The sequence below is a fragment of the Candidatus Steffania adelgidicola genome, from assembly GCF_020541225.1.
In the GTDB taxonomy this organism is placed as follows: domain Bacteria; phylum Pseudomonadota; class Gammaproteobacteria; order Enterobacterales; family Enterobacteriaceae; genus Steffania; species Steffania adelgidicola.
The window spans coordinates 282,299-295,607 of the sequence record NZ_CP045889.1; the positions used below are offsets into that span (position 1 = coordinate 282,299).

Below are 13,309 nucleotides of genomic sequence, written 5' to 3' on the forward strand. Positions count from 1 at the left end.
TGTATAAGAACAGGATTCTTACGGTTACAGTTGCGTAGATCACAAAACTAAATGCAGATTCTACCGGATAGAACTGAGTAATCATTGGACGGAAATAAAAGAGGCAACTTATTTTTCAGGCTGTATCCTGTAATCGTGGTTCTAAGGGTGGCAGTGATTCTCGTTTACTTCGTGCTATACTATTAGGCATGATGTCGTAAAACAACCAAATATTAAATTGAGCAAAACAATGTTTGATAATTTATCTCATCAACTATTGCGCACGTTGCGGAATATCAGAGGAAGAGGCCGTCTGTCTGAAGACAATATCAAAGATGCACTTCATGAAGTAAGAGTAGCTCTGTTAGAGGCAGATGTCGCACTACAGGTGGTACGAGACTTTGTAAGTCACGTTAAAGAGAAAGCGTTAGGGCAGGAGATCAATAAAAGCTTGACGCCAGGGCAGGAGTTTATCAAGATCGTGCGTGCCGAATTGGTGAACGCCATGGGTAACGAAAATAGTATACTACATTTAGCAGTAAATCCACCAGCAGTAGTGTTGATGGCGGGATTGCAGGGGGCGGGTAAAACGACAAGTGTTGCTAAACTCGCCAAATATCTTCATGAAAAAAAGAAGAAAAAAATACTAGTAGTATCTGCCGATATTTATCGCCCTGCGGCTATTGTGCAACTAAAAATTTTAGTTGAGAACGTAGGTGTTGATTTCTTCCCATCTAATTCTGGGCAGAAACCGATAGATATTGTCAATCAGGCGCTAATTCACGCAAAGCTTAAACTTTATGATGTATTAATAGTAGATACTGCTGGTCGCCTGCATGTAGATGAAGCGATGATGGCAGAAATTATCGATATTTATACGGTTCTCAAACCGGTTGAGATTCTCTTTGTGGTGGACGCGATGACTGGGCAGGACGCTGCTAATTCTGCAAAGATCTTTAATCAAGCACTGCCTCTGACCGGGGTCATCTTGACAAAAGTAGACAGTGATGCTCGTGGTGGTGCAGCATTCTCCATTCGACACATTACTGGAAAACCCATTAAATTCATAGGGGTCGGTGAGAAAACAGATGCATTAGAGCCATTTTATCCCGATCGATTAGTTGGACGAATACTGGGTATGGGTGATGTATTATCCCTTATCGAGGATCTTGACAGTAAGCTCGATCACGTAAAATCAGAAAAACTAACTAGTAAGTTGAAGAAAGGCGACCGTTTTGATCTTACCGATTTTCTGGATCAGCTGAAGCAACTGCGTAGTATAGGCGGTATAGCAAGTATGATGAGTAAGCTACCTGGGCTTAGTCAATTACCAGATAATGTTAGATTACGGATGGACGATACAATTCTAGAGCGTATGGAGGTAATTATAAATTCCATGACAATCAAAGAGCGCAGCAACCCGAATATAATTAAAAACTCGCGTAAACATCGTATCGCTATCGGCTCTGGCATGAAGATTCAAGAGGTCAACCGTTTACTGAAACAGTTCGATGATATGCAGCGTTTAATGAAAAAAGTGAAAAATGGCGGCATGCTGAAAATGATGCGTAATATTAAAGGTATGATGCCTCCTGGGTTTCCCGGTTGTTAACTGTCAATGTATTTAATCTGATACCGGTAAGGTTTTTCGCTTTTTATACGACAGCAGACTCATCTCTTAACAGGGCCTTGTTATCTTTCAACGCAAGAGGATATTATGGTAACCATTCGTTTAGCACGTGGAGGCGTCAAAAAACGCCCGTTCTACAAAATCGTTGTAACTGATAGCCGGAATGCTCGTGACGGGCGCTTTATTGAACGCATTGGTTTTTTTAACCCAATTGCAAGCGGTCAGGCTGAAGTTCTTCGTTTGAATCTAGAACGAATTGAACATTGGGTTAGTCAAGGCGCAACAGTTTCAGAACGTGTTGCCACATTGATTAAAAAAGCAAAAAAAGTCGAATAGCTGCGGCACACTGCTAGTGAAAGTAAGTAAAAAAAATCCCATTCTAGTACCGGTTGAGCCATTGGTAGTGGGAAAGATAGGTTCAGTGTATGGTATATACGGTTGGCTTAGAGTTTTCTCTTTTACTGAAAAATCTGAACAGATTTTGGATTATCAGCCTTGGTTTATTAAAAGAGGTAGTAAATGGTATCCGATTGAGTTGGAATGCTGGAAGCGTCAGAATCAAGATCTAATCATTAAGGTGACTGGCATTCAACACCGGGAAGCAGCGATGCCGCTGACTAATTTTGAAATTATTATAGATTCGATACAATTGCCGAATCTCGACAGTGGTGAGTATTACTGGAAGAACCTTTTGGGATGCCAAGTTATTACTGTTAACGGTTATCCATTGGGCGAGGTCATGGATTTAATGGCAACCGGTGCTAATGATGTTTTAATCGTGAAAACTAATTGCAAATATACATGTAACGCGCAAGAGCATTTAATTCCTTTCCTTAATGAGCACGTGGTTAAGAAGGTTGACCTCATGACAAAGATCATTGAGGTGGATTGGGATCCGAATTTTTAATCCTTTAATTTGCAGGGAGTGATATCAAAAAAATAGTGTGATGTGGATTAATATTATTACCCTCTTTCCCGAAATGTTCCGAGCTATTAATGATTACGGAGTAACTGGTCGGGCAGTGAAAAATGGCCTGTTAAATTTACAGTGTTTAAGTCCACGTGCATTTACCTACGATAGACATCGTACTGTGGATGATCGTCCGTATGGCGGTGGTCCCGGTATGTTGATGATGTTCCAACCTTTACGGGATGCGATTCATAAAGCAAAACAAAAGGCTGGTGCAGGGGTGAAAGTAATCTATCTCTCTCCTCAAGGTCGTAAACTTAATCAGGTAGGAGTGAGAGAATTAGCTGGTAACCTAAAGATGATTCTTATATGTGGGCGTTATGAGGGTATTGATCAACGTCTAATCATCAAGGAGATTGATGAAGAATGGTCAATAGGTGATTACATTCTGAGTGGTGGTGAATTGGCAGCAATGGTATTGATTGATTCAATTTCCCGATTGATTCCCGGTGTTTTGGGACATGAGTGCTCTTCGGTTGAAGACTCCTTTTCCAAGGGGCTGTTGGAGTGTCCGCATTATACTCGTCCTCAGGTTTTCGCTGACATGGCGGTTCCATCAGTGCTACTGTCAGGAAATCATGCTGCAATTCGTCGTTGGCGTCTAAAGCAATCTTTAGGGCATACTTGGCTTAGAAGACCAGAACTTCTAGAAAATCTAGCGTTAACAGAAGAGCAAGCAATATTCCTGATGGAATTTCAGCTTGAATATCGCGGGACGGAATAAGATCATCAAAAGGATTGGTTTTGAGTTGATTAAACCGCACTATTACTTTGCTTATAATAAGAGATAAATAATGAGCAACATTATTATAAAACTTGAACAAGAACAGATGAAACAGAACTTACCATCTTTCCGTCCGGGAGACTCATTAGAGGTTAAGGTATGGGTAGTTGAAGGTGCTAAACAACGCTTACAGGGATTTGAGGGTGTGGTTATTGGGATTCGTAAGCGTGGTTTGAATTCTTCATTTACTATTCGGAAGTTCTCTAACGGGGAAGGTGTTGAGCGTGTATTTCAGACGCACTCTCCAGTCATCGACCGTATTATTTTAAAACGTTGTGGTGCCGTTCGTCAGGCTAAACTATATTACTTGCGTAAACGTACTGGTAAAGCCGCACGCATTAAAGAACGCCTTAAGTAAATCATATTTCAGAATATCTAAACTCTGTTGAGTGACTAATAGATAAACTGCAATGGTTTGTTATTTGCAATGTGCTGATAAAGCGCAGTTTGATTGCTGGAAATGATAATTTCCACTAATTATTTTTATTGTAAAATATCCAACCAGGTCAGCTAAAAGTAATATATTGATAATAGGTAATCATAAAATCCTGTTGCGTAGCATGTTTTTCATGACTAGAAACATGTGAATTTACGTATTCCTCTTTTCCTAGAGCAGCCCATTTTCACAATTCTAAAAGAGAAATTCATGGTTTTTTTCCACCATCTATTTATTTTTAATGAGATAGCACTCACTGTGAATCGTTCTCTTAAGCGAAGGAAGCCGACAGTTGCGTAATCTATTTCTGTGAAAAGGTAAAAATATAATCTATAGTATTTAACATTTTGAAGAAAAGCCTTTCTGTCTATATCCGGATAACCTGGTTTGTTCGTTGTGAACATCGCTTAATAAAACTTTTTCTTTCCTCTCTTGGAAGTATCACGCTAGATTTAATTGCATAACGCTATGATTATTATAAGAGATGGAAGGCATTAGGGATAAATGTATAGTAAAAGCATCATCGCTGCCTCAATAGGAGACCTTATTATTTAGAAATAATAAAGGTACATTACAATTTTCAGAAGAGGACTATCTTTCTTCGCAGATCAATATTTTTATTTTTAGCTTGTGTTTTTTTTCGATAAAAACTTGGTGAATATATAAGTAACTGCTTTAGCTGAAATTAGGCTTGCCAATTTAGCAGATAACGATACTCGCTTGCATTATTGATGTGTACCATATTTCAAGAACATTATACAGGTGGTATTGTTGCATGATTGCCCGCTTTATATATTTATGCGCAACTAGTTTTTAGTTCATGTTTCATGAATGATGTTTTATTACTTGACAGGTATGGTTACTGTGAATAGTAAAATAACTGAGTTTAAGGCAGCACATCAGCTTTTGCTATTCTTGATAGGCAATCAGACTAAAGTTACATTAATGATTATTCTATTGGTTAGCTATGTAGGTTACTCAGCTATGCTGAGTATTAGTGGATAGTGAAGAAAGCAAGATCCATTGTGAAACGACACTCTTTACTAGAATAACACTGTGTAATTAATATCGATATATTAGGCGATATGGGATGTCTTAGCAAATCATATATCAATGCTAAACATGTGATAGCTTGGCGGATAATAGATATCTTTTTAGACGATATCGTTAGTATCTTGATGACATGGTAACACCATGTATAATAGAATATTTTCTTTTTTTTAACGATTGTCTGGTGGTTATGTATGCATGCCTGATTTTTACCTAATCTTGATTAGAGGAAAGTTCTTGATGTTATAACCCCATCAAGAAATTATAAAAAATGCAAAGTGATAAATGTTTATCACTTAAGCTTGGATGTTGAATGTCTCCGGACAATGCTATCTTTGATTTTAGAAAAAAAACCACTTTTAGTAGGTATACACTATGCGACTCGATGGTTTTTAAATTTATATTAGTAACACTAATATTAACACCAAGACTAGTACCTGACGGTTCTTTCATGAACTTGATTCAAGATTGATTATTGGAATCAATCAAATTATTATAGATAATAACTAAGGATTTATAAAAGATTTTGTAATTTTCAAAACCATCAGTGCAGAATAAGATAAATACTCCTGCTGGAGTATAAGATTTAACATAGAACGTTCTTTCAGAATCACCGCGTATCTATCAATAACAATATAGTAGGCGATTAAACAGCCGCGAAAAACATATTTAGAAAATTCATCAATTCTCTTCTACTACACGTAGTGTGACAAATAAGACGTTAAGATATTCGCCATTACGGTTAAGTATCGTCTTAATTCATTTTTGATAGTAAGCGTCATGGCAGTCTATAAAATACTAGCACAGAGAATAATTACTAATCCACTCAAAAAACGTGCTCTCTTTTCCAGAGCGACACAGTCTATTGGGCCAGTCGGTGATATGATATGAAAGGCATGGATGAGATAGGATGAAAGGAACTGTATGCAGTTATTAATATCAGCGTCTTTGTTGTAATACTGTATTTTCTCAACACCATCAATACGTATAATAAAGTTATATATTAATATAATGATTTGGCGATTTAAATAAATCCGAGTCGGAATCCAGTTCTGTACAAATTGCGTTATTTAACAATAATTAAAGTGATTGGTCGTAAACTAAATCTTCATGTCAATACATATAACATATATTATAATTAAATGTATTTGATAATAATAAATAAAATTAGGTACTACATATAATAATAAAATTGAGGATAATGTTGTGCTAGAAGAGTATCGTAAGCAGGTTACTGAACGCGCTATACAAGGTATTAGCCCTAAGCCTCTCAATGCTAGACAAATGGCTGAACTAGTTGAGTTACTAAAAATTGGGGTACCTGGTGAAGAGGTATATTTACTGGACTTGCTGACTAATCGCGTCCCGCCAGGTGTAGATGAAGCCGCTTACATCAAAGCGTGTTTTTTAAAAGCTATTGTTCAGGGTGAGGTGAGTTCACCACTAGTAACGTCAGAACATGCTATTCAGTTGCTGGGTACCATGCAAGGGGGTTATAATATATCCCCGTTAGTAGATGCGCTCGACCATGATCAATTAGCGCCTATTGCGGCTCGTGTATTAAAAACAATGTTGCTGATATTTGATGCCTTTTACGATGTAGAAGAGAAAGCGAAATCTGGTAATTTGCATGCTCAAGATGTGATGATGTCTTGGGCTGAAGCGGAATGGTTTTTGTCTCGTCCAGACCTAGCAAAAAAAATAACCGTTACTGTTTTTAAGGTAACTGGCGAAACTAATACTGACGATTTATCCCCAGCAACTGATGCCTGGTCACGGCCGGATATACCGCTACATGCGCTTGCGATGCTAAAAAATATTCGTGAAGATATCATCCCGGATCAGCCTGGTAAAATCGGGCCAATCCGGCAACTCAAAACCTTGAAGGACAAAGGCTTCCCGTTAGCCTATGTTGGTGATGTGGTAGGTACCGGTTCCTCACGAAAATCTGCTACTAATTCATTACTTTGGTTTATGGGCACCGATATCCCCTATGTTCCAAATAAACGTAGCGGTGGTGTAGTTCTGGGAGGGAAAATTGCACCCATATTCTTTAATACTCTAGAAGATGCCGGTGCTTTGCCAATCGAAGTAGATGTATCCCATTTGAATATGGGCGACTTGATTGATATTTATCCATTTGAGGGTAAAATTTGTCATCATGAAACCGGCGTGATACTGGCTATTTTTTCGTTAAAAACGGATGTCTTACTGGATGAGATACGTGCCGGTGGTCGTATTCCTCTTATCATCGGCCGTGGTTTAAGCGCGCGTGCGCGCGTATCTCTCGGGTTACTGCCTACCAGTATTTTCCGTTATCCTCGATATGTTAAGGATAGTAAGAAGGGATATACGTTGGCGCAAAAAATAGTTGGTCGAGCCTGTGGTCTGAAGGGGGTGCGTCCAGGTCAATACTGCGAGCCTAAAATAACCTCGGTTGGATCCCAGGATACTACCGGTCCTATGACTCGCGATGAATTAAAGGATTTGGCATGCTTAGGCTTTTCCGCTGATCTAGTCATGCAGTCCTTCTGCCATACCGCTGCTTATCCTAATCTGGTAGATGTGGAGACCCACCATACTCTACCGAACTTCATGATGAATCGGGGGGGTATCTCCCTGCGTCCGGGGGACGGTATTATTCACTCCTGGTTAAATCGTATGCTGTTACCTGATACGGTCGGGACCGGAGGTGATTCTCATACTCGTTTCCCGATCGGCATCTCTTTTCCAGCAGGATCTGGACTGGTGGCTTTTGCGGCTGCCACTGGGATTATGCCGCTAGATATGCCAGAATCGGTGCTCGTTCGTTTTAAAGGAACCATGCAACCTGGTATCACTCTTCGGGATCTGGTGCATGCGATTCCGTATTACAGCATCAAACAAGGTCTATTAACGCTGGAGAAAAAAGGAAAGAGAAATGTTTTCTCAGGCCGCATCCTAGAGATTGAAGGTTTATCGGAATTAAAAGTAGAACAAGCTTTTGAACTGGCAGACGCTTCGGCTGAACGTTCTGCTGCTGGCTGCACTATTAGGCTTGATCAGGAACCGATTATCGAATATCTGAACTCAAATATTGTGTTGTTGCAATGGATGATTGGGGAAGATTATGGTGATCGGCGGACTCTTGAACGGCGTATTAAAGAAATGGATAATTGGGTGAGTAATCCATCTCTTTTATCGGTAGATTCAGATGCTGAATATGCGGCAATTATCGAAATTGATTTAGCTGAAATTAATGAGCCGATTTTATGCGCACCTAATGATCCGGATGATGCTCGTCTTCTATCAGAAGTCTCCGGCAGGAGAATTGATGAAGTGTTCATTGGATCTTGCATGACTAACATTGGTCACTTTCGAGCTGCAGGTAAGCTATTAGCTAATTATAATGGCGAGTTACCAACTCGTCTATGGATCTCACCGCCAACTAAAATGGACGCAGCTCAGCTAAAAAAAGAGGGCTACTATAGCATTTTTAACAAGAACGGTGTACGGATGGAAATCCCGGGTTGTTCGCTGTGTATGGGCAACCAAGCAAGGGTCATGGATGGTGTGACAGTAGTGTCCACCTCTACTCGTAACTTCCCAAATCGTCTAGGTAACGGTGCTGATGTTTACTTAGCCTCTGCGGAGCTGGCGGTGATTGCCGCACTATTGGGCCGCCTCCCGACGATAGAAGAGTATAAGCAGATAATGGGAGTAGTAGAACGGACAGCGATAGATACCTATCGTTATCTGAATTTTAATCAGCTTAACGAATATGCTGATAAAGCGAATAAGGTTATTTTTCAAACCAGAAGCTAAATAGTCTCTGGCGATAAACTTTGATATATAATATGGTCAAAGTCACATGACGAATGTTCAACCATCTCTGGAAAACCAAATAGATGATTGATGTCCGATATTTTTTCTATAAACTTAATTCTGATGACTCAAGGTAAGTAATTTTCGGATTTTCTTTTCAACTTGATACAAAACGCAATCACGAGTAAATATACGATAGAAGAGCAGTATGCCCCTCTACCTTCTTATCTATGTTGAATCAATATAACGTTCATATTCTATTTTTAGAAAAAGAAATATTCCCCATAAAATCCCCTCGCCGCAATCAGGTGAGGGGAGAGGCAATGTCAGCTTTTTGCTTTTGATACGGCAACCATCGCAGGCCGGACAAGACGACCATTCAGTGTATAACCTTTTTGCATAAGCATCATGACCTGATTAGGTTCATGTTCATCGGATTCTAGTAAGGTCATTGCTTGATGTATATCGGGGTTAAAAGCTACATGTGTGCTGTCTACCACCTCGAGACCGAATTTACGTCCAGCGTCGAGTAGTGACTTCAGTGTTAGCTCGATTCCTTCAATAGTGGAGGATAATGCAGTGTTACTTCTATCTGACATTTCCAATGCACGCTCGAGATTATCAATGACCGGTAATAGTTCAGCTGCAAAACGCTCTAGCGCAAATTTATGCGCTTTTTCAATATCTTGTTCGCTGCGGCGTCGCACGTTTTCTGTTTCCGCTTTGGCCCGTAATACGTTATCACGTTCTCGCTGTTGTGCCTGAATTAATGCAGCCTCTAGTTCGTTAATACGGTCATCTCGCGGATCCATAACAGACACTATTTCGGGCGCCGTATCTGCCGGCTGAACTTGTTGAACTTGTTGAACTTGCTGAAATTCAGCTGCTTCTGGGGTTTTCTCCTCAGGGGTGTTTTGCTCTGTACTACTCATCATGAGTTTTCTCCGCGATTCCGCATTATGCTCGTTAGTTTGGATATTATGGGGGTGAATAATAGGGATTCAAGGGATAACGCATGCATAATAAAGTTTGTAAAATAGGTCGGGGATTAGCAAGGACATGAGTATCACCTTTCACACGATCGGCATTGTCGGCTACCCGCATCACTGTAATGCGCTAGCTAGTCATCAGACGCTTTACCACTGGCTAAAGGAGAAAGGATATTTAGTTATCATGGAGCATCAGATCGCCAGGAAACTGGCTATAAACGAGGTCATAACTGGTAGTTTGCTTGATATTGGCGAGCAAGCAGATTTAGCAATCGTGATAGGCGGTGATGGAAACATGTTAGGCGCAGCGCGCGTTTTAGCACGACATAACATTAAGATTATTGGCATCAACCGTGGAAATCTTGGCTTTCTAACGGACTTAGATCCTGATTCAGCTCTCGCGAAATTATCCGCTGTACTGTCGGGAAAGTTTCGAAGTGAAAAGCGTTTTTTACTGGAAGCTGTAGTTTTTCGAGGTGCTGTAGGGGGTAAGATAAGGAGTGCTATTAACGAGGTAGTGTTGCATTCAGGAAAAGTGGCGCACATGATCGAGTTTGAGGTATACATTGATGATGATTTTGCATTTTCCCAGCGTTCTGATGGTCTTATCATCGCAACACCGACTGGTTCTACAGCTTATTCTCTTTCTGCTGGCGGACCAATACTTACCCCAGTATTAGATGCCATTGTACTGGTGCCAATGTTCCCACATACTCTCTCCTCACGACCTCTAGTTATTAATGGCGGCAGTACTATACGGTTAAAGTTTTCCCAGCCGCCGATAAATTTAGAGATTACCTTTGACAGTCAGATCGCCTTATCAATCCAAGAAGGCGAGGAGATTTTTATCCGTCGCAGCAGCGATTATATCGATTTAGTTCATCCAGATGATTATAATTACTTTAATATATTAAGCAGTAAACTTGGTTGGTCAAAAAAATTGTTTTAAGATTTAGGGTGTATTATGTCCAGACAAATATGTGTTTTTTGAAAAATCTTTTATAAAATGTCTGTTTTTATAAAAAAGATTTTATCCTGGTTGAGATTGGTTAATAACAAAGTCATATCTCCTCGTATATAAGAGGAGATGCATAGATCTATCAAAAATAATATTGAACATGACTATGTATTTATTTTGAGCATTAATATATCTATATAGGAACATCATAAAGAGATATTGGGTGTTAACAAAACACTCTAGATATAGACTTATCTTTTAATCTAATAGATTAATTCATATACTATTATGATAAGTTTTGATAATTCAAATCCACAGCCATAACTGATGGTCTGCTTATAGAAGATGCAGTTTTCTGTTTATCAAGAAGAATATTGATAATTAAAGCATATAAATTTTATTCTTATTATTGATGAATTGAGTTAAATGGTTACCTTCGTGAAGCGTACATATCAAATAAAATGCTTCGTTACTTATATCGAAAGAAAAGATCATGTCTGATAAATAGGTAAGAAGAACATGGAATTCATATTCCATGTTCATAATATGAAGTCGGAATGATTTGTTTGTAAATGATATTTGATAAATTATTAAATCTTATCTCATCATTTATTGTGAACAATAAATACAAATCAACTTTTATATAAAGCATTCAGATGAAATTCTGTCACTATATATTTAAGCAATGTTATAGACAAAGAAGAGGAGCTATTAAAAGTGGGGCTGCTTTCTATCAGAGATTTTCAGATCAGACTGTATCGATACATGCCCTCTACAATCAAGTATGACGCGAATTACTATTGATTTATTGATATCACTCTTTCCTTTCAATCAATAAATTCTCAAAACATATTATCTGTATTTTGCATGGTGGCTTGAGTGTCAAGAGGATTTGATCTCCATGGTAATCTTTATTTTAGTAGGTCTCTTTATGTATTTTTTGCTGACATATAGAGCGACTTTAAGTTGAACGACTTTTATCTGATGTGTATTGGGCGAAGTAGGCATGGTTTGGATCTAGCGGGAATCGGAAGCAACAGCGTATTATATAGTCGTCTGATTTTGAAATCAGCTTAGTAGTTTAGAGGATGTCTACGACAATAGCTTCAATTTTAAGAAAAACATAATGAATACTATAACTTCATAATCATTATAAATATCAATTATATGTATTTTGTCTTTTAATCGGTTTGATAGAAGCCATGCGTATTTTTTCTATTTTAGAGTAAGAAAAAACTTGATAAAATACCTCGGATAGTGACTGCGTAATGGATCATGTGCTTATTGATAGGGTAAAAAGGTGGCAAGAAAGCGTTTAATTTATTTGTCTGAGGTTATCATCATAAAGTGCCAAACCTTATTTCTTATTATATTTTATGTGGATAAGTGCCTGATATAATTTAAAAATGTTTATTAAATTGCATCGAGCTTTAGTTAGATCTCCAGGAGATAGTGCATTTTATATATGGTGTATCGTATTTTAGTTAATAGTAAAAACAACACTTAGTAATCCAGGAGGTGGCGTCTAGTGACGTTGACATTATCACTATAAAAAATACGAAATTATTGAAGTACTAAAGAAAATCTTCAACCATGAAAATTTAACATTATTTGCAGCGTTACAGAAGATAATATTCGATACTATCGAAGTGTTGCCTGAAGATTTTCGTATGGCTATTATGTTTGAAGAACTAGATGGTGCTCATTTATAAAATGATAGTACATCTATTGTCGTGTTCCGGCTAGGAAGAGTATATTCGCATATTTTTCGTACTCGGAAAGGAATGAATTATAGAATAAATGAATTGTCTAGAGTTAACAATCTTAATACAACAAGGTGTCTAGGAATATACAACATAAAACGTTATATTTTAATGGCAAGGAATCCGGAGATACTAAAGTATGCAACGATGTGTTTAGGGATTGTAAATTATAGAAAATTTAGGACAGTCTTATTATATTTATCATGTTATATATAGTGAAGTTAGTAAATACCTCTGTTTTACATGAATTGCGCCACTGGAATAATTTCCAATATTCACGGAGAATAAGTATAAATCATACACAGGTTGTGATGGAATTTCTGCTAGGATTACAAATCTAGCAAAGTTTTCATTTTGGTACAGTTTACATTTATTATAATGAGTTTATTCCCTGGATAGTAGATAAAATTTTATATCTGGTTTAAGTGCTTTGAAGTGTTTGTCTTGTGTTCATCTTTATTGCTTTACTTGTCCGTACAGCATACTTATATAAAACAGTTGCTTGCGGGATTAGTAAGTTCGTTAAACCTTTCACTTTCAAGATAGCAACTAGGTGTGGATGAGTTACTTTAGTCTTCCCTCAGGTGACGTAATCGATAGCAAGTAACAAGTTCTAGCAGAAGCAAGATTTAACATGTTAATAGAATTTTAAAAGATTATTAAAGAGATCACTGCCTTCATGCTGCGAGATGCCCTACTATTAGATTAAGCAGTTAAACAGCAAAAAATATTCATGATAAAAGCGGATAGATAACTACTCGGCATATAATTGTAATGATTCTTTATGTTTTTCTAGATGAGCAGATGATTTCATTCCAGTTATGTTGCAGCTCAGGGCAGAGAGTTCGATCCGATTTTGAAAAATAGTTAGTCCAATGAGATATGCTATGTTATATCTAAATCTAATTGTATAGCAGTTCCACTGTTTATCACGCAGACCTGCCGC

Annotated in this window: 8 protein-coding genes; 7 read left to right on the forward strand and 1 reads right to left on the reverse strand. The window is 38.1% G+C overall.

Annotation, left to right across the window (positions count from 1 at the left end; genetic code table 11):
• The first annotated feature begins 229 nt into the window (after nt 1-229).
• From ffh to acnB, 6 genes are all read left to right on the forward strand, one after another.
• Nucleotides 230-1,591 (forward strand): signal recognition particle protein, encoded by a 1,362-nt coding sequence (ffh, locus tag GFK82_RS00735; RefSeq protein WP_226811029.1) that lies wholly within the window; start codon nt 230-232, stop codon nt 1,589-1,591.
• Nucleotides 1,592-1,696: 105 nt separating this feature from the next.
• A complete protein-coding gene (gene rpsP / locus GFK82_RS00740) occupies nt 1,697-1,945 on the forward strand; it encodes a 30S ribosomal protein S16 (protein WP_226811030.1) in 249 nt (82 codons plus the stop codon).
• Between the two features lie 16 nt (nt 1,946-1,961).
• Nucleotides 1,962-2,516 carry a ribosome maturation factor RimM gene (gene rimM / locus GFK82_RS00745; protein ID WP_226811031.1) on the forward strand — a complete coding sequence of 185 codons (555 nt, stop codon included), beginning with the start codon at nt 1,962-1,964 and terminating at the stop codon, nt 2,514-2,516.
• A 40-nt stretch (nt 2,517-2,556) separates the two neighbouring features.
• Nucleotides 2,557-3,303 carry a tRNA (guanosine(37)-N1)-methyltransferase TrmD gene (trmD, locus tag GFK82_RS00750; RefSeq protein ID WP_226811246.1) on the forward strand — a complete coding sequence of 249 codons (747 nt, stop codon included), beginning with the start codon at nt 2,557-2,559 and terminating at the stop codon, nt 3,301-3,303.
• A 70-nt stretch (nt 3,304-3,373) separates the two neighbouring features.
• On the forward strand, nt 3,374-3,721 hold the full coding sequence (rplS, locus tag GFK82_RS00755) for a 50S ribosomal protein L19 (protein WP_226811032.1): 348 nt from the start codon (nt 3,374-3,376) through the stop codon (nt 3,719-3,721).
• Between the two features lie 2,334 nt (nt 3,722-6,055).
• Nucleotides 6,056-8,653 carry a bifunctional aconitate hydratase 2/2-methylisocitrate dehydratase gene (gene acnB, locus GFK82_RS00760; RefSeq protein WP_226811033.1) on the forward strand — a complete coding sequence of 866 codons (2,598 nt, stop codon included), beginning with the start codon at nt 6,056-6,058 and terminating at the stop codon, nt 8,651-8,653.
• A 326-nt stretch (nt 8,654-8,979) separates the two neighbouring features.
• Here acnB and grpE read toward each other — a convergent pair whose 3' ends face one another.
• Nucleotides 8,980-9,585, reverse strand: a complete 606-nt coding sequence (grpE, locus tag GFK82_RS00765) for a nucleotide exchange factor GrpE (protein WP_226811248.1) — start codon at nt 9,583-9,585, stop codon at nt 8,980-8,982.
• 127 nt (nt 9,586-9,712) lie between these two features.
• Here grpE and nadK point away from each other — a divergent pair, with 127 nt between their 5' ends.
• Nucleotides 9,713-10,591, forward strand: coding sequence for an NAD(+) kinase (nadK, locus tag GFK82_RS00770; RefSeq protein ID WP_226811034.1), 879 nt, complete (start codon nt 9,713-9,715; stop codon nt 10,589-10,591).
• The last annotated feature ends 2,718 nt before the right edge of the window (nt 10,592-13,309 follow it).